The organism is Pseudomonas taetrolens, assembly GCF_900475285.1.
Taxonomy (GTDB): Bacteria; Pseudomonadota; Gammaproteobacteria; order Pseudomonadales; family Pseudomonadaceae; genus Aquipseudomonas; species Aquipseudomonas taetrolens.
Map to the genome: position 1 here is coordinate 3354111 of NZ_LS483370.1, position 18862 is coordinate 3372972.

Consider the following 18862-nt stretch of genomic DNA (forward strand, 5'->3'; position numbering starts at 1 on the left):
GGTTTATCTTCTTTGTGTCGAGGTGAATACTCGCTCTACCTCACTCAGGAGCACCTCGCATGATGACTCGAACACTCGGTAAAGACGGCCCTCAGGTCAGCGCAATCGGTCTGGGCTGCATGGGCATGAGTGATTTCTATACCACCGGCAGCGACACCCGCGAAGCCGTGGCCACCTTGCACCATGCGCTGGAACTGGGTATCAACCTGCTCGATACCGCAGACATGTATGGTCCGCACACCAATGAAGAACTGATTGGCCAGGCCATTCGCGGCAAGCGCGACCAGGTATTCCTGGCCAGCAAGTTCGGCATTATGCGTGACCCGGCCAACCCCGCGGCCCGTGGCCTGAACGGTCGTCCGGAATACATTCGGCAATCCATCGAAGGCAGCTTGAAGCGTCTGGGGATCGACACCCTTGACCTGTATTACCAGCACCGCATGGACCCCGAAGTGCCGATCGAAGACACCGTCGGCGCAATGGCTGAACTGGTCAAGGCCGGCAAGGTTCGTTATCTGGGCCTGAGCGAAGCTTCGGCGAGCACCCTCGAACGGGCGCACCAGGTGCACCCCATCAGCGCACTGCAAAGTGAATACTCACTGTGGAGCCGCGATCAGGAAGATAACGGCTGCCTTGCCATGTGCCAGCGCCTGGGGATTGCTTTCGTGCCCTACAGCCCACTGGGACGGGGCTTTCTGACCGGCGCCCTGAAAAGCCCGAACGACTTTGCAGCCGATGACTACCGGCGCTTCAATCCGCGTTTCCAAGGTGACAACTTCAGCAAAAACCTGCACCTGGTCGAACAGGTGCAAGCCCTGGCGGCCGATAAAGGTGTGACTGCCGGACAGCTGGCGCTGGCCTGGGTACTGGCTCAGGGGAATTACCTGATCCCGATTCCAGGCACCAAACAACGCAAGTACCTGGACGAGAACGTAGCGGCGCTGGAGATCAAACTGGACGACCGGGAATTAGCCCAGCTAGACGCGATTTTCCCGGCTGGCGCCGCAGCAGGTTTGCGCTATACCGAGGAATCGATGAAGCAGCTCAATCGCTGACATTGACCCTGCAGGAGCAAGTGCCTGCAGGGGCTGTCTGTCGCTGGAGCTAGAAGTCCCGCTTGTAGAAGATATCCAGCGAGCTGGCAATGCCGCTCGCAACCTCCACATACACCCGCTTGCTCAACTTGTAGCGCAGGGCAATGGTGCTGGCCGGTTCGAACACGCCTACGCCGTAGCGCACGCTCAACCGCTCGTTGATCTTGCCACTGGCCACCACCGCGGTGTCGTTGCCGCTACCTTCGGTGTCGAGTTCAAATTCCTTGATCCCCAGGTGGTTGGCCAGACTGGTGGTGACCCCCGAACTGCCCATCAAGCCCAGTCCCAGGGCCGCTTGCGCCAGCATGTTTTCGTCTTCACCCGTGCCCGTCAGCGGACGCCCCAGAATCAGGTACGACAATGCCTGCTCCTGGCTCATCGCCGGCTCCGAGAAAATCTGCGTCGTTGGCTGCTCGGCGCTGCCCGTCAGGCGAATCCCGGCAATGACGTCATCGGTCTTGCGCACCGCTTCGATATCCAGATACGGCTGGTCGAGCGGCCCGGCAAACAACAGACGCGCACGGCGAATGGTCAACTTCTGGCCGTAGGCACGGTAGCGACCGTTATTCAGGCGCAACTCGCCTCGGGTCTCCATGTTGTTGCCGATGTGCACTTGACCGGCCAGATCGGCATTCAGGCCAAAGCCCGAGAACGTCAGCAGCTCCTGCCCGACCACCACATTGATGTCCATGTCGACCACCATGGGTGCTGCCGATTCCTGTACCTGCTGGCCAACGATCACCGTGTCATCCGACACTTTGACGGTCGAGGGCGGCAGCTCCCGAACCACAATCTCACCCTTGGGCACATTCACGGTGCCCGCGATCAACAAGGTGTTGTCCGGGCTCAGGGATATTCTCAGGTCCGGTGCGACTTCCAGCTTGGCATAGGGTTCGACCGTGACCGGCAGATGGTTGCCCTTGAGCAACACATTGACCGCCAGTTGCTGGCCCCAGGCCACGTTACCGGCGATGCTGCCCTGGCCCTGCTTGCCGCTGGTCCAACCGCCATCGAGCTGCGCCGTTTCGCCCATGATCCGGGCTGTGAGCTGCAAGTTCTCCAGATTGGTCGGCAATTGCGGACCTGAAATCTCGCCGCCACTCAGCGCCACGTTGCCGTTGATCTTCGGCGCGAGCAACCCGCCACTGATCGTGCCCGATCCGTTCAACTGGCCACTGACTTTCTCGACCATAGGCACGAACGGCCGTATCACCGACATGTCCAGCCCGGTCAGGCGGAACTCTCCGGTGACCGGCTTGTTTTTGGGCAACGGATTGATCCTTGCCGTCAGCATCAACTGGCCCAGCTTGCCGCCATTGAAGTCAAAATGGCTATCCACACGGCTCGGGGTCAGGTTACTGGTCAACTTGAATGTCTGGTACGGGAAGTCCAGCCACCGGCCCTTATCCTTGATCCGCAACGTGCCGCCGCTGGCATCCACCACCACCTGACCTTTTGGCCCGCTGGCCGGCAGATCCAGCAGCAAGTCGGCATTGAGCTGGCCCTGCCATTGGAAGTCTTTGGGGAACCATTGCGCCAGGCTGTCGAGAGGGAACTGTTTCAGGTGGAAACGCAGTTTCGGCTCCGGCATCAAGCGCTGGTCTTCGCTGCACAAACTGGCCGGCCCGGACATCCAGCACTGCGCACCCAGGTTGATCCGGCCATCGGCCAGACGCTCCAGGCGCGCCGGGGCTTGCAGCACCCAGTCCTGTCCGCCAGCCTTGATGTCACCCTTGGCCAGGCGTCCGCGCCAGTTGCCTTTATCCAGTACACCGTCCAGCCCCAGGCCGAGCTGCAGCTTTGGCCCTTGCAGGGCCAGGTCGAGTTGCTGGCGCTTGATGTCGCCACTGCCGCTGGCAGTCAGCACACCGAGCGGGGTATCCCCTGCTTGAATCCCGCTGCCTTTCAGTTCGAATCGCCCCCGTTGATTGCGATCAAGGCTGGCGTCCAGCGTCAGGTTTTGCAGGCGATTATCGGCAAAGGCCAGTTGCTGCCCATTAAGCTTTGCCGTTCCTTGCGGTGCCTTGAGCGTACCGTCCATGTCGACCCGCCCGTTGAGCTGGCCGCGAAGCCCAGGCCAGAGCTGCCCCAGGCGCGGCATGTTCAGGTCAAGGCGGGCCTTGAGTTGCTGCTGCAAACTGGCGGTGCCGTTAATCCGGTTGTCGCCCAGACGAATGTCCAGCGCGTTGACGGTCCATGCCTCAGCGGCGCCCTGCACCTTGGCCTGGAGCATGGCCGGCAGCCCCCGCAGACGACCTTTAAGATCAAGGTCTGCATCCAGCGCCAGATGCTCGTTCTTGAATGAGCCTTTGCTGCGCAAGGGGCCCGCGAGGCTACCCGGTAATTCTGCGACCCAATACGCGGGATCGATCGCGCTCAAGTCCAGCGCCGTGTCCCAGGCAACGCCTTCAGCAAACTGCACATTGACGTGTCCCTTGGCTTTGCCCTGGCCCGCGATCAGTTCCAGTTGCGGCAGGAAAATTTGCCCCAGGTCACCACTGAACGGGCTGTTGAGACTGAACGCCCCGGCCGGGCCATCAAGGTCGGCCTTGAAGTTCCCCAGGTAGTGACCATCGCGATATGACACTTCGCCGTTGAACGTGCGCAAATCAACATCGGGCTTGTCGATCAACGGGTACAGGTTGTGCCACGGAAACGCCAGCCAGTCGATCTTGGCCTCGGCACTCAAACCCTCCTGCCAATCCACTTGCCCGGTCAGTTTCAAGCGTTGTTGTGGGCTGGCAGTCAAATCCAGGGTTGAGATTTGCGCGCCCTTGGCATCCACACGTCCTTTGAGCAACAGGCTCACCGGGGTCTGCTCAGCGGGCAAACTGGCGCTGCCGTTCAATTCGTAACCGTCTTTGAGGTCGCCTTTGGCGGTCAGCAACAACTGATTGAGTTGCAGGGTGTCGGGCAGATCCGCAGAGGGTTTGAACTGCTCCGACGTGATGCTCAGTTGCGCAGGCAGGTGCTCCGCCAGTGGCTGCAGCTCACCCTTGATATGTGCATTCAAATAACCGCTGCTGTCAGCCGTGAGATTTAGCGTTGTGCGCAAATTGCCTTCAACCTTGAGCGCCAGCGCCAAGGGTGCATCCCCCGGTGCAGGCAGATTGATGTTGCCTTGCAGCGTCAGTGGCCAATCGCCATTGGGCTGCAACAGGCCGGACAGTTCAACGTTGAGGTCATCGCGATCAACCCGCACCGAGTCGATCTGCAATCCCTTGGGCGTCCATTGTGCGGCCATCTGCAGCCCTTTGAGCTGCTCGATGCCGTTAAACAGTACATTGCCGACCTTGATCTCACCCACCTCAAGCGACAGCGGCAGTTTCAGCTCGGGCAAGCTGATCGGCCCGCTGCTGCTGTCTTCGCTCGGCGGAAATTGCAGACTGACCTGGTCGGCCTGCAACTGGTCAATGCACAAGGTCATGCGGGTCAGGCAACCTGGCGACCAGGCAAAGATCGGCCGATTGACCTCAACGCGACTGGTTCCCTGCTCCCACAACAGATGATCCGCACTCCACTGACCCCACAGGCGCCCGGCAAAGTTATCGATCTGCAGCCCCGGCACCTGGCTCAGGGCCCAGCGGCTACCCGCCTGAGTGCCAAGCACCAGGCCCAGCGCAATCACCACCAGCATCACCACGGCCAACAACACCAGACCCGCTATTTTCAAACCACGAATCACAGTTCAGGCCCCATGGAGAAGTGCAAACGAACGCCGCCATCGTCATCCAGCGCATGCGCCAGATCGAGACGTATGGGACCGACTGGAGAAATCCAGCGGATCCCCATCCCGACCCCGGTTTTCAGGCTGGGAAGTTCCAGCGTATTGAACGCATTCCCTTGGTCGACAAAGGTCGCCCAGCGCCATTTTTCTGCAAACTGATATTGGTACTCAACGCTGCCCGCCACCATGTAGCGGCCACCGATACGATCACCGTCCGAGTTTTTCGGCGACAGGCTCTGATAGTCGTAGCCACGCACACTCTGGTCGCCACCGGCGAAGAAGCGCAAAGACGGCGGAATCGATTTGTAACCATTGGTGGCACTACCGCCAAACTGGATGCGCCCCAAAAAGCGGTGTTTGTCCCAGACCGTCGTCAGCGCTTTGAATTGCACATTGCCGTGCAGCAGGTTGGTGTCGGACATGAGCCCTTCCTTGGCCACCTTGGTATCCACCATCACGCTGTAGCCGTGGCTGGGGTCGACCCGGTTGTCACTGCGCAACACCGAATAACTCACACCCGGCATCAGCAAGGTACTCAGTCCCGAGTCATCGCCCAGGCGATACTCTTCATGCTGCCACTTGAGCGACACGATTCGCGTCCAGCCGTTATCCAGCTTGCTATGCCACTCAGGGCCCACCGTGAGCAATTTGCTCAGGGTGTCTGTGTTGGCGATTTCTTCATATTGATAGCCGGCCGCAAAACGCAATTTGTCTGTTAGCGGCGGATCCAGCGGGATGTCATACCAGGCACCGACGTTTTGACGTGGCTGGGAGATTTCAGATTCGAAGCCATAGCTGTCACCGCGCGGGTTGTCCCAGTGGCGGGTCCAGCTGGCCTTGCCCCGCGGACCAATGTCTGTCGAATAACCGAGACCCAGGGTCATGGTCCGCGGTTTTCGGGTATGCAGGTCAACATCCACCGGGACCACTTGCCCCACGGCAGTACTCGGAGTTGCCTCCACTCGCACGGTTTCAAAGTAGCCGCTCGATTGCAGGTTTTGATTGAGTTCGGCGACCAGCTCCGAGTCGTACGGGGTGTCCGGCTTGAAGGGCACCATGCGTTGCAGCAGGACTTCATCGAACGGTGTGTTGCCGACAAAGCTGACTTTCCCGAGCAAGAAGCGCGGCCCGCTTTCGTAGACCAGATTGATATCGGCGAACCCGCCTTTCGGGTCGACCCGTAATTCGTGCTTGATAAATTTACCGTTGAAAAAACCGTAGCGCAGGGCCCGGTTTTGAATCATTCGCTTGGCATCTTCGTAGTTGCCCTGATTGAGCACTGCGCCGGGCTTGAGGTCGTCACTGTCTGGAATCTGGAAGGCCTTGAGTTGTGCCGCAGGTCCCTCGACGCGCACATCGACGTTGCGCAGACGCACCGGTTCACCGGGATCGATGCTCAGCTCCAGACGCGGCGGATCGCCGGGCTTGACCTCGGCCTCTATGCTGGGCTGGTAATACCCCAAGGCTTGGGATGCTTTGAGGGCCTGCTCTTGCGCACCACGCTTGAAACGCAGCAAGGCTTCCTCGTCGCGATCGCCGAGGCTGCCTATATAGCCTTCCACATTGGCCTTGAGGGCGTTATTTGCCGGCTTGACCTTGACCACCAGCTCGCTTTGGGCTGATGCCGCAAAACTGCTGAGGAACAGGACAACACCACTGGTAAATCTTCCTGGAAACTTCATAGGCGCAATGCTATCACGGGCAAGGGTGGTCATAGAGCGCGCCAATAGACAGAAAGTTCGTCCTAAGCGTTTGCTGTTTGTAACACCTGTGGATTGGCGTGGAAAAAAACATGTTCGACCACTGGCCCTACCGCCACCTGGCCGATCTCGACATAGCCCTGTTTTTTGTAAAACTCGAGGTATCGCGGGTTACCGGTGTCGAGCACAACACCTTCGGAATGCTCGTCCTCGGCACACCAGTTATGCACGGCGCCCAGCAATTGCTCACCATAGTGCAGGCCCTGGAATTCCGGATGGATGCCCAACAGAGGCAACATATGCACGGCATCACCCGGCACACAGGCCAGAACCGCCTGATGGTAGTCCAGATAGCGACGCGTGCAACGTAAACCGGTACTGAGCAACATGCGTAATTGCCATGCCCAGCTTTCCGTAATGCCCAATCGGCGCTGCGGCGGCGCAATCAGTGCAATGCCCACCAGGCGGTCATTGGCCAGTAATCCCAAGGCAGGCAAGTCTTGCAGAAAATGCTGTTTGACCAGCTCACGCACCGTCGCCCGAACGCGCTGTTCATAGCCGCTGCGATCGGCATCGAACAGAAAACGGAAAGTGGGCTCATGCCGATACGCCTGATACAGCAGTGATCGCGCCTCCCGTGAATAACCGCTGTCTAGCAGTAAAATCTCACCTGTGGCGTTCGGTGGTTGGCTCATGACGATTAATCTCCCTGACACCGCTTGAATGACGGTGTATCTAGTGAGTACGAACCCCGGAGCGCCTCGACAGTTCCATCTTGGCGCGTGCACCCTACGTTAGCAGGGCATTTACCCTACTGCATGCTGGCCGCTAACGCCTCAGTCCGCTAGCATCTTAGTTTTGCTCAGGACTGCCCGCTCATGAAAATCGTTTCATTCAACATTAATGGCCTGCGCGCTCGGCCGCATCAGCTGGCAGCGCTGATCGAGAAACATCAGCCCGACGTGATCGGCCTGCAGGAAACCAAAGTCAGCGATGAACAGTTCCCTTTCGCTGACATCGAAGCACTGGGCTACCACGTGCACTTCCACGGGCAAAAAGGCCATTACGGCGTAGCCCTGCTCTCGCGCAAGCCACCTCTGGAGCTGCACAAGGGGTTCTCCACTGACGAGGAAGATGCCCAGCGACGTTTTATCTGGGGTACTTTCGCTGACGAAAATGGCCAGCCGGTGACCATCATGAATGGTTACTTCCCGCAGGGCGAAAACCGCGATCACCCGACCAAATTTCCGGCCAAGCAACGTTTCTATAGCGACCTGCAACTGTTGCTGGAAAACCAGTTCAGCAACGAACAACCGCTGGTGGTGATGGGCGACATCAATATCTCTCCTCAGGACTGCGACATCGGCATTGGCCCGGACAACGCCAAGCGTTGGCTGAAAACCGGTAAATGCAGCTTTTTGCCTGAAGAACGCGAATGGATGGAACGCCTCAAGGGCTGGGGCCTGGTCGACAGCTTCCGCTACCTGCACCCGGACGTGGCTGACCGCTTCAGCTGGTTTGACTACCGCAGCCGCGGGTTTGAAGACGAACCCAAGCGCGGCCTGCGCATCGACGTGATCCTGGCCTCCCGCGGTCTGGTGCCACGGATCAAGGATGCCGGCGTCGACTACGACCTGCGCGGCATGGAAAAACCCTCCGACCACGCCCCTATCTGGCTGGAGCTCAACTAAAACGACTGCTGCGCAGCCGGACGCGGCCTCGCTCCGCTCGACTGCTGCTACAAACAGCTTTTGTAGCCGCTGGGCCTCGGCCCTTTTCGCAGCCTGCGGCAGCGGCTACAGGCTTCCCCGAATGCAACGGGGCGATGTCATGGGCTTGCAATACCTCCGGGTTAAATTGCTGGCACTGCTATGGCCCAGAGGAAGGTGCCCGTTGATGCTGCGTCTGATGCCGTTGTTCTTGTTGTTCGTGATGACTCACCTGGCGTGTGCCGCGCCCGTTGCCGATTTGCGAATTCAGGGCTCGAATACCATAGGTGCCAGTCTGGGACCGGCGCTGGTCGCGGCGATGCTGGCGGAGCAAGGTCTGCACGATATCCACAGTGTCCCGACCACTGCGCCCAACGAACACAACATCATAGGGACCAACGCTCAGGGCCAACAGATCCGGGTGGCGGTCTCGGCGCACGGTTCAGGCACCGGGTTTAGCGCCCTTAAGGCCGGTGAGGCCGACCTTGTCGCGGCGTCGCGCAGCATCACTGATCACGAGCTGGTCCAGCTCGATCCGCTGGGCGATCTGAAAAGCCCCGACGCCGAGCATGTGATCGCCATTGATGGCCTGGCCATTATTGTTCATCCCGACAACCCGCTGAATCAACTGAACACCGAGCAAGTGGCGCAGATTTTCAGTGGGCAACTCTCTACCTGGGAAGCTCTGGGCGGCGTCGGCGGGCCGATTCGCGTGTATGCCCGCGACGACCGGTCGGGCACCTACGACACCTTCAACCAATTGGTCCTGAGCCGCACCGGGCATCGGCTCAGCCCCCAGTCGCAACGTTTCGAGTCCAGCAAGCAACTGTCAGAAGCGGTCAGCCATGACCCGCAAGCCATCGGCTTTATCGGCCTGCCTTATATCCGCGAGGCGAAAGCCCTGGCCCTTGTCGACGGGGCCTCGCAACCGATGCTGCCTCTCAACAGCCTGATCGCCAGCGAAGATTATCCCTTGTCCCGGCGGCTGTACTTTTACCTGCCTCCTTCGTCGAATAACCCATGGGCCAAAGCGCTCATCAACTTCACTCAAGGCGCCCACGGACAAGCCATCGTTTCGCAACACGGCTTTGTCGCCCAAACCGTCCTGGCCAGTCGCGTGCTTCCCGGCCCGCACATGCCTGAGGATTACCTGACGCTGACACAGCAGGCCGAGCGCCTGTCGGTTAATTTTCGCTTTGACGAAGGCAGCGCCTCGCTGGACAACAAGGCACGCCAGGATCTGCTACGTGTCGTGGCCTACTTAAACGCCAGCGACAAACTCAACAAACACGTCACCCTGGTGGGGTTCGGTGATGCCAAGGACAACCCCGAACGGGCAGAACTGCTGTCAAAGCTACGGGCCATGGCCGTGCGCCGTGAGCTGGTGAAAAGCGGCGTGGTGCTGCGTGAGATTCGCGGTTATGGCGCCCACATGCCGGTGGCGGCCAACACCGAAGATGAGGGCCGCTTGAAAAACCGCCGGGTTGAGGTGTGGGTGTATTGAGTCCCCCAGCGTTGTAACCATGCTGACAGCGCAAGTAGGTTAAACGCCCTGCCCCGCATATTTGCCTAACTCGTATTTGCCCACCGCCGCCCGGTGCACTTCATCCGGCCCATCGGCCAGGCGCAACGTGCGCTGCATGGCGTACATGTAGGCCAGCGGAAAATCCCCCGACACCCCGGCCCCACCATGGATCTGAATCGCCCGGTCGATAACCTTGAGCGCCACGTTTGGGGCGATGACCTTGATTTGCGCGATTTCACTTTTTGCGACTTTATTACCCACCGTATCCATCATGTACGCCGCTTTGAGCGTCAACAACCGCGCCATGTCGATCTCCATCCGTGAGTTGGCGATCAGATCGATGTTGCCACCCAGCCTGGCCAGCGGCTTGCCGAAGGCGTTGCGCGTGAGCGCGCGCTTGCACATCAATTCCAATGCCCGCTCAGCCATACCGATGGAACGCATGCAATGGTGAATACGCCCGGGCCCAAGGCGGCCCTGAGCAATTTCAAAGCCACGCCCCTCCCCAAGCAGGACGTTGTCGTACGGCACCCGCACATGTTCAAACAGCACTTCGGCGTGCCCATGAGGCGCATCGTCATAACCGAACACCGGCAATGGGCGCACGATGTGCACACCCGGCGTATCGACCGGTACCAGGATCATCGAGTGTTGCTGATGACGCGGGCCTTCAGGATTGCTCAACCCCATGAAAATCAGAATTTTGCAGCGTGGGTCGCAGGCGCCGGAGGTCCACCATTTACGACCATTGATCACCCATTCATCACCATCACGCACGGCGCGGGCGTCCATGTTGGTGGCATCCGACGATGCGACATCGGGTTCAGTCATGGCAAACGCCGAACGAATCTCGCCGCGCAGCAGTGGTTCGAGCCATTGCTGTTTTTGCGCCGCGCTGGCGTAACGCACCAGCACTTCCATATTGCCGGTGTCCGGGGCGGAACAGTTGAATGGCTCGGGGCCAAGCATTGAACGCCCCATGATTTCAGCGAGCGGCGCATATTCCAGGTTGGTCAAGCCAGCGCCGCGCTCCGACTCGGGTAAGAACAGATTCCACAGACCTTGCGCCCGGGCCTTGCGTTTCAGTTCCTCCATGATCGCGGTCGGCTGCCAGCGATCACCCTGCGCCACCTGTTGTTCGAAGACCGCCTCTGCCGAGTACACATGGGTGTCCATAAAGGCGGTGACGCGCTCGCGCAGCGCCTGAACTTTCGGGGAATAAGCGAAATCCATGGAGAGCTACCTTCATACCGGTCATGTCAAAAGTGATGTTCCGATCCTAGATCAGCCGACCTTCATTTACCTTGTCTATTTACCGCGTGTATTACCATTCATAAGCAATATATGATTCGGGCGCAGTCCCCTTTCAATCACCAGAGCCGTGCCATGAACCTGAGCAAGGTCGATCTCAATCTGTTTGTCGTGTTCGACGCCATTTACACCGAAGGCAATCTGACCCGCGCCGGGCAAATCATTGGTATCACTCAGCCGGCCGTGTCCAACGCTCTGGCGCGACTGCGCGAAAGCTTCAACGATCCGTTGTTCGTGCGCACGGCTCAGGGCATGGTGCCGACACCGATGGCGCAAAACATCATCAGCCCGGTGCGCAGCGCCCTCGCGTTGCTGCGTGTCTCGGTGCAGGAAAGCCGCACCTTCAACCCGCTGCAGGCGAACAAGACATTCCGCATCAGCATGACTGACCTGTCCGAAGCGGTCATTTTGCCGCCGCTGTTTCAGCGCCTGCGACGCCAGGCTCCCGCGGTAGTGGTTGAAAGCTTTCTCTCCCATCGTCGTGAAACCACCAGCGACCTGGCCGCCGGACGCCTGGACTTCGCGGTGGATGCGCCGCTCAATACCGACCCGCAAGTGCGCCACGTCAAGCTGATGGAAGACCGCTACGTGTGTGCCATGCGCCAGGAACACCCGCTGGCCGACAAATCGGCGATCAGCCTCGATGACTATCTGGGACTGACCCATATCCATATTTCAACCCGGCGCAACGGCCTCGGCGAAGTGGACCTGGCTCTGGGCAAAATGGGCCAGCAACGCAAAATCACCCTGCGCTCACAGCATTACCTGATGGCGTCCAATGTGCTGCAGCAAACCGACATGGTCATGACCGTGCCCGAGCGTTTCGCCCGCCGTCATGCTTTGCATTTCGTAGCGTTGCCGCTCAATGAGTTGCCTACGGTTGAAACTCATCTGTACTGGCACGAAAGCACAGAGCAAGACCCTGCCAACCGCTGGATGCGTGAGCAACTGATCGAGCTGTGCCAGCAACAGATCGCTCAGGAAAAGAAAGCTGAAGCCGCGCACCTGCTTGACGTATACGTCAAGCAGCCATTAGCTTAGGAATACGATTTTTCCAGAGCCCGCCCATGAGCAGCCAGACGTACAGTATTTCCGACCTTGCCCGCGAGCTGGACATCACCACACGCGCCATTCGCTTTTATGAAGAACAAGGACTGCTCGCCCCTGAACGACGCGGTCAGGAGCGGGTGTATTCAGCGCGGGACAAAGTCAGCCTGAAACTGATATTGCGCGGCAAGCGCATCGGCTTTTCGCTGGCTGAATGCCGCGAATTGATCGAGTTGTATGACCCGAGCAGCGGCAATCAAAAACAGCTGAACAGCATGCTGGGCAAAATTGCCGAACGCCGTGAGCAACTGGAACAACAGTTGCTGGATATCCAGCAAATGCAGCTGGAGCTGGATACCGCCGAGGAGCGCTGTACCCAGGCACTTGAGCAAACCATTAAAAGCCAGACGGCCTCCCGGACCTCGACAGTGCTATAGGCTTTTCCTGCTGCAATGGCATCAGGACACGCCAACGCATTGCACCTTCGCGCCTATAAGGCTTAACGCTATTCAACAGGTGAACCCCCATGACACTTCCCACCCATGTGCGCCTGATCGAAGTCGGTCCGCGCGACGGCCTGCAAAATGAAGCCATGCCCATCAGCGTGGCAGACAAGGTGCATCTGGTAGACGCCCTGACCGACGCCGGGCTTGGCTATATCGAAGTCGGCAGTTTCGTTTCGCCCAAATGGGTGCCGCAAATGGCAGGCTCCGCCGAAGTCTTCGCCCGGATCCAGCACAAGCCCGGGGTGGTCTATGGCGCGCTGGCACCCAATTTGCGCGGTTTTGAAGACGCCGTGGCGGCAGGCGTCAAGGAAGTCGCCGTGTTTGCGGCCGCCTCCGAAGCCTTCTCGCAACGCAATATTAATTGCTCGATCAGCGAAAGTCTGGCGCGCTTTGTGCCCATCATTGAAGCCGCACAACAACACGGGATCAGCGTGCGCGGCTATGTGTCCTGCGTGCTCGGCTGCCCGTACGAGGGCAACGTGCCTCCGCAACAGGTCGCGGCCGTGGCCAAAGAGCTGTACGCGATGGACTGCTACGAGGTTTCCCTGGGGGACACCATCGGCACCGGTACACCCAACGCTACACGGGCGATGTTCGAGGCTGTCACCGCGCACGTGCCGCGAGAAAAACTCGCCGGGCATTTCCACGACACCTACGGTCAGGCGCTGGTGAATATTTACGCGAGCCTGCAGGAAGGGATCGCCGTGTTCGACAGCTCGATCGCCGGACTTGGCGGCTGCCCCTACGCCAAGGGTGCCAGCGGTAACGTGGCCACCGAAGACGTGCTGTACATGCTCCAGGGCATGGGCATTGAAACCGGGGTCGACATGGACAAGCTGCTGCTGGCCGGGCAACACATCTGCAACGTGCTGGGTCGTGTTACCGGTTCACGGGTGGCCAAGGCGCGCCAGGGCTAAAAGTGTGCCGCGGTGTTACCGCACTGTCACTGAAACGAGTAACACGGAAACAAACCGACCGGCCTCATGGCCGGTTTTTTATGGCCATAAAATACAAGCCATTGATTTATAACGATTTTTAAAAGTTGGCACGGCTCCTGCTATCTCTATGGCATAACAAGAATAAAAATTGCGGCAACATAATAAAAACAATACGAAACGACTCTGACATAACAAAAACAACACGGCAGAGACGCAGCTAACAGATTTTTTTGGAGAAGGTTTACTTTTCCGGGGAGCTAACAAGCCACCTCGCAACCGGGCAGAGAATAATAAAACTACCTTCAGGTAGCACCCGCACAGGTTGGATCACAGGTTTGATAGCCAGTGATAAAAGTGGATCAGCGCTCAAAAAAATACGTTTGCTCTTGATCCCGGATGGGGATCACCAAAACAGCAACAAAGGGCCACGGTTCCAAAAACAACAATAGACCGCCCCTCAATAATAAAAAAAGAGCACGCAACGACAAATTAAAGGGGAGCCTCGGCTCCCCTTTGTGCTGTCTGGAGAACCTGAAAACCGCAAACCTCTAGCACAGGAACGAGCGGCCAGCGGCACCATGGCCACGCGATAGACGTTCGCTCCTGCAAGGTTTCACCGCCCGTTCAGCGCAGTTGCTGGCACTCCTGAATGCTGATTTCGCGCATCTTGAACTTCTGGATCTTGCCGGTCACGGTCATCGGGAATGCCTCGACAAACTTGAAGTAGCGCGGTGTCTTGAAATGGGCGATTCGTGATTTGCACCAGGTCTGCAATTCCAGCTCATTGGCCACGTGTCCCGGATGCAGCTTGATCCAGGCGACGATCTCTTCACCGTACTTGGCATCCGGAATCCCTACCACCTGTACATCGGCCACCGCCGGATGCGTGAAGAAAAACTCTTCAAGCTCACGCGGGTAAACGTTTTCGCCGCCACGAATAATCATGTCCTTGTTGCGCCCGACAATGCGCACATACCCCTGCTCGCTCATCTCGGCCAGATCGCCGGTGTGCATCCAGCCTTCGCTGTCGATGGCTTCCCGGGTGGCCTGCGGGTTGTTCCAGTACCCCAGCATCACGCTGTACCCCCGGGTACAGAGCTCGCCTACCTGACCACGCTCAACGATGTTGCCTTGAGCATCGACCAGTTTGCTCTCCAGCTGCGGCTGGGTACGTCCCACCGTCGTCACCCGCAACTCCAGGTCATCCGCCGGGCCGGTCTGGATCGATACCGGGCTGGTCTCGGTCATGCCATAGGCAATTTGCACCTCTCCCATGTGCATCTCACGAATCACCCGACGCATCACTTCGATGGGGCACGTTGCCCCGGCCATGATCCCGGTGCGCAGGCTCGACAGATCAAACCCGGCCCGTTGCGGATGATCGAGCATGGCGATAAACATGGTGGGCACGCCGTACAACCCGGTCGCGCACTCTTCGGCAACCGCTTGCAAGGTCAGGCCCGGGTCGAAAGCATCACTGGGATAAATCATGGTCGTGCCATGAGTCACACACCCCAGATTGCCCATGACCATGCCAAAGCAGTGATACAGCGGCACCGGGATTACCAGCCGATCGCTGGATGTCAACCCGAGGCTTTCGCCGACCATATAGCCATTATTGAGAATATTGTGATGACTGAGGGTTGCCCCTTTCGGGAAGCCTGTGGTGCCTGAGGTGTACTGAATGTTCACCGGCTGATGGAACTGCACGCTGGCCTGACGGGCATAGAGCTGGCTGACCGGCACCCCGGCGCCTGCCGTCGCGAGTTGCGACCAGGGCATGAAACCGCACGGCGGTTGCTCGCTGAGGCTGATGACCCCGCGCAACGCTTCAAAGCGCTCACTCTTGAAATGCCCTGCCGGTTGCGCGGCCAGTTCCGGGATCAACGTCTGGAGCATGGCGTGATAATCGGATGTCTTGAACGCACCCGCGCACACTAGCCACTGACAGGCCGACTGTTTGAGCACGTACTCCAGCTCAGCAAGACGATAGGCCGGGTTGATATTGACCAGAATCACGCCGATTTTGGCACTGGCGAACTGGCAGATGAACCATTCAACACAGTTGGGCGCCCATACCCCGAGCCGGTCACCCGCCTCCAGGCCCAATGCCAGTAGCGCTCTGGCGTGCAGGTCAACCGCCTGCCCCAGTTGCGCCCATGTATAGCGCTGGCGCTGATGGCAGACGACCAACGCCTCGCCTTCAGAATAACGTGCAACCGTTTGATCGAAAGCCTGACCGATGGTCATCGCCAGCAGGGCCTTGTCTTGAGCGCCCTGGCTGTAACTGGGGACAGATTGCGACTTCATGGCAACTCCTCTTGTGATTGTTTTGGGAGCATGAGCAACGCGGATCTCGGCGCTGTCTCTAGAGGGAGAACGGTCATTACTCTGGCCTAAGTTGACGTTAACGTAAAGGTCATTGACAGCCTTGCCCGCCAAGTTTACGTTAACGTAAAGCATACCCGTGGCGATGCCGCCATCGCCCCCAATAAGAACAACGATCAAGGTGCACCATGAGCTACCCGACTTTGAACTTCGCCCTGGGCGAAACCATCGATATGCTGCGCGATCAGGTCCAGGCCTTCGTCGCCGCTGAACTGGCGCCGCGAGCGGCGCAAATCGACAAGGACAACCTGTTCCCCACAGACATGTGGCGCAAGTTCGGAGACATGGGGCTGCTGGGCATCACCGTCCCTGAAGAATACGGCGGCACCGGCCTGAGCTATTTGGCCCACGTGGTGGCGATGGAAGAAATCAGCCGCGGCTCGGCCTCCGTCGCCCTCTCCTACGGCGCGCACTCCAACCTGTGCGTCAACCAGATCAACCGCAACGGTAGTCACGCGCAAAAACTCAAATACCTGCCCAAGCTGATCAGCGGTGAACATGTCGGCGCGCTGGCCATGAGCGAGCCCAATGCCGGCTCTGACGTGGTGTCGATGAAACTGCGCGCAGACAAACGCGGTGACCACTTTGTGCTCAACGGCAGTAAAACCTGGATCACCAACGGCCCTGACGCCAGCACCTACGTCATCTATGCCAAGACCGACCTGGAAAAAGGCGCTCACGGGATCAGCGCCTTTATCGTCGAGCGTGACTGGAAAGGCTTCAGCCGCAGCAGCCATTTCGACAAGCTCGGCATGCGCGGTTCCAACACCAGTGAACTGTTCTTCGACGATGTCGAAGTGCCTGAAGAGAACCTGCTCGGCACGCTGAACGCCGGGGTCAAGGTTTTGATGAGCGGCCTCGACTATGAACGTGTGGTGCTGTCGGGTGGCCCTACCGGGATCATGCAAGCCTGCATGGACCTGGTGGTGCCGTATATCCACGACCGCAAACAGTTCGGCCAGAGCATCGGTGAATTCCAGCTGATCCAAGGCAAGGTGGCGGACATGTACACCCAGCTCAACGCCAGCCGCGCCTATCTGTATGCCGTGGCCGCTGCATGCGAACGGGGTGAAACCACACGCAAGGACGCGGCCGGGGTGATTTTGTACAGCGCCGAACGCGCCACACAAATGGCCCTCGACGCGATCCAGATCCTGGGCGGCAACGGCTACATCAATGAATTCCCGGCCGGGCGCCTGCTGCGTGACGCCAAGCTGTATGAAATCGGCGCCGGAACCAGCGAAATTCGCCGCATGCTGATTGGTCGCGAACTCTTTAACGAAACCCGCTAAGGAGCGCGTCCATGTCCATTCTGCACACCACCCTCAACCCGCGCTCGGCCGAGTTCGCCGCTAACCGTGACGCGATGCTCAAGCAAGTCGACGCCCTGCACCGGCTACTGGCCGAGGTGCAACAGGGCGGAGGCGCCAAAGCCCAGGAACGTCATACCTCACGCGGCAAGTTGCTGCCTCGCGAGCGTATTGACCGCCTGCTGGACAGTGGCTCGCCTTTTCTGGAGCTGAGCCAGTTGGCGGCGTATGGCGTTTACGGCGAAGACGTTCCGGCCGCCGGAATCATTGCCGGAATTGGTCGGGTCGAAGGCGTGGAGTGCATGATTGTCGCTAACGATGCGACGGTCAAAGGCGGCTCGTACTACCCGCTGACAGTCAAAAAACACCTGCGGGCACAGACGATTGCCGAGCAGAACCGTCTGCCATGCATCTACCTGGTGGACTCGGGCGGTGCCAACCTGCCCCGTCAGGATGAAGTGTTTCCCGATCGCGAGCACTTTGGCCGGATCTTTTTCAACCAGGCCAATCTGAGTGCAGCGGGCATTCCGCAAATTGCCGTGGTCATGGGCTCGTGTACCGCAGGTGGCGCCTACGTGCCGGCCATGGCCGACGAAGCGATCATGGTGCGCCAGCAAGCGACGATTTTTCTCGCCGGCCCGCCTCTTGTCAAAGCCGCCACCGGTGAAGTGGTCAGCGCTGAGGAGTTGGGTGGCGCCGATGTGCACTGCAAGATTTCCGGGGTCGCCGATCATTACGCCGACAGTGACGAGCACGCGCTGGCTCTGGCCCGACGCAGCGTGGCCAACCTCAACTGGCGCAAACTGGGGCAGTTGCAGCAGCGCACGCCGCTGGCACCGCTGTACAGCAGTGATGAGCTGTACGGGATAGTCCCCGCCGATGCCAAACAGCCCTTTGATGTCCGCGAAGTGATTGCACGGCTGGTCGACGGGTCGGTATTCGATGAGTTCAAAGCCCTGTTCGGCACCACGCTGGTGTGTGGCTTCGCGCATCTGCACGGGTATCCGGTCGCGATCCTGGCCAACAACGGCATTTTGTTTGCCGAGGCCGCGCAAAAAGGTGCGCACTTTATTGAGCTGGCCTGCCAGCGCGGTATTGCGCTGGTGTTTCTGCAGAACATCACGGGCTTTATGGTCGGGCAAAAGTACGAAGCCGGCGGCATAGCCAAGCACGGCGCCAAACTGGTGACTGCCGTGGCCTGCGCCCGGGTTCCCAAGTTCACGGTGATCATCGGCGGCAGCTTTGGTGCAGGTAACTATGGCATGTGCGGCCGGGCCTATGACCCACGCTTTCTATGGATGTGGCCCAACGCACGCATCGGCGTAATGGGGGCAGAACAGGCCGCCGGCGTTCTGGTCCAGGTCAAGCGTGAGCAGGCGGAACGTAATGGCGAGACGTTCTCGGCTCGGGAAGAAGCTGAACTCAAACAGCCAATCCTTGACCAGTACGAACAGCAGGGCCACCCCTACTATTCCAGCGCCCGCTTGTGGGATGACGGTGTCATCGATCCGGCGCAAACCCGTGACCTGTTGGCGCTGGGCCTGTCAGCAGCGTTGAACGCACCGGTCGAGGCGACGCGCTTCGGTGTGTTCCGCATGTAACCGCAC

13 protein-coding genes are annotated in these 18862 nt (G+C 59.1%); 8 read left to right on the forward strand and 5 right to left on the reverse strand.

The window, feature by feature from the left end; genetic code table 11:
* Positions 1-59 precede the first annotated feature (59 nt).
* Positions 60-1055, forward strand: coding sequence for an aldo/keto reductase (locus tag DQN55_RS15465; protein WP_048379464.1), 996 nt, complete (start codon positions 60-62; stop codon positions 1053-1055).
* Between the two features lie 49 nt (positions 1056-1104).
* Here the strand turns inward: DQN55_RS15465 and DQN55_RS15470 are convergent, their stop codons facing one another.
* The 3 genes from DQN55_RS15470 to DQN55_RS15480 form a co-directional block, all read right to left on the reverse strand.
* The gene (locus DQN55_RS15470) at positions 1105-4779 is read right to left on the reverse strand and encodes a translocation/assembly module TamB domain-containing protein (RefSeq protein WP_048379462.1); all 3675 of its coding nucleotides are present in this window, start codon (positions 4777-4779) and stop codon (positions 1105-1107) included.
* The gene (locus tag DQN55_RS15475; RefSeq protein WP_048379582.1) at positions 4776-6503 is read right to left on the reverse strand and encodes an autotransporter assembly complex protein TamA; all 1728 of its coding nucleotides are present in this window, start codon (positions 6501-6503) and stop codon (positions 4776-4778) included. The genes DQN55_RS15470 and DQN55_RS15475 overlap by 4 nt, the downstream gene beginning before the upstream one ends.
* A 62-nt stretch (positions 6504-6565) precedes the next feature.
* Complete coding sequence (locus tag DQN55_RS15480) at positions 6566-7216, reverse strand: GNAT family N-acetyltransferase (protein ID WP_048379460.1); 651 nt, start codon at positions 7214-7216, stop codon at positions 6566-6568.
* 183 nt (positions 7217-7399) lie between these two features.
* Here DQN55_RS15480 and xthA point away from each other — a divergent pair, with 183 nt between their 5' ends.
* Positions 7400-8212, forward strand: coding sequence for an exodeoxyribonuclease III (gene xthA / locus DQN55_RS15485; RefSeq protein ID WP_048379458.1), 813 nt, complete (start codon positions 7400-7402; stop codon positions 8210-8212).
* 205 nt (positions 8213-8417) lie between these two features.
* The gene (locus DQN55_RS15490) at positions 8418-9734 is read left to right on the forward strand and encodes a substrate-binding domain-containing protein (RefSeq protein WP_048379456.1); all 1317 of its coding nucleotides are present in this window, start codon (positions 8418-8420) and stop codon (positions 9732-9734) included.
* A gap of 39 nt (positions 9735-9773) precedes the next feature.
* On the opposite strand, the gene DQN55_RS15495 is transcribed toward DQN55_RS15490, so the two are convergent.
* Positions 9774-10988, reverse strand: coding sequence for an acyl-CoA dehydrogenase (locus tag DQN55_RS15495; protein WP_048379454.1), 1215 nt, complete (start codon positions 10986-10988; stop codon positions 9774-9776).
* A gap of 153 nt (positions 10989-11141) precedes the next feature.
* Here DQN55_RS15495 and DQN55_RS15500 point away from each other — a divergent pair, with 153 nt between their 5' ends.
* From DQN55_RS15500 to DQN55_RS15510, 3 genes are all read left to right on the forward strand, one after another.
* Positions 11142-12107: a LysR family transcriptional regulator gene (locus tag DQN55_RS15500; RefSeq protein WP_048379452.1), complete on the forward strand. Its 966-nt coding sequence runs from the start codon at positions 11142-11144 to the stop codon at positions 12105-12107.
* Positions 12108-12133: 26 nt separating this feature from the next.
* Complete coding sequence (locus tag DQN55_RS15505) at positions 12134-12550, forward strand: MerR family transcriptional regulator (protein WP_048379449.1); 417 nt, start codon at positions 12134-12136, stop codon at positions 12548-12550.
* Between the two features lie 89 nt (positions 12551-12639).
* On the forward strand, positions 12640-13536 hold the full coding sequence (locus DQN55_RS15510; protein ID WP_048379447.1) for a hydroxymethylglutaryl-CoA lyase: 897 nt from the start codon (positions 12640-12642) through the stop codon (positions 13534-13536).
* 645 nt (positions 13537-14181) lie between these two features.
* Here DQN55_RS15510 and DQN55_RS15515 read toward each other — a convergent pair.
* Positions 14182-15867, reverse strand: coding sequence for an AMP-binding protein (locus DQN55_RS15515; protein ID WP_048379446.1), 1686 nt, complete (start codon positions 15865-15867; stop codon positions 14182-14184).
* Between the two features lie 206 nt (positions 15868-16073).
* Here DQN55_RS15515 and DQN55_RS15520 point away from each other — a divergent pair, with 206 nt between their 5' ends.
* Together DQN55_RS15520 and DQN55_RS15525 are read left to right on the forward strand one after the other, a co-directional pair.
* Complete coding sequence (locus tag DQN55_RS15520; protein ID WP_048379444.1) at positions 16074-17237, forward strand: isovaleryl-CoA dehydrogenase; 1164 nt, start codon at positions 16074-16076, stop codon at positions 17235-17237.
* An 11-nt stretch (positions 17238-17248) separates the two neighbouring features.
* A complete protein-coding gene (locus DQN55_RS15525; RefSeq protein WP_048379443.1) occupies positions 17249-18856 on the forward strand; it encodes a carboxyl transferase domain-containing protein in 1608 nt (535 codons plus the stop codon).
* The last annotated feature ends 6 nt before the right edge of the window (positions 18857-18862 follow it).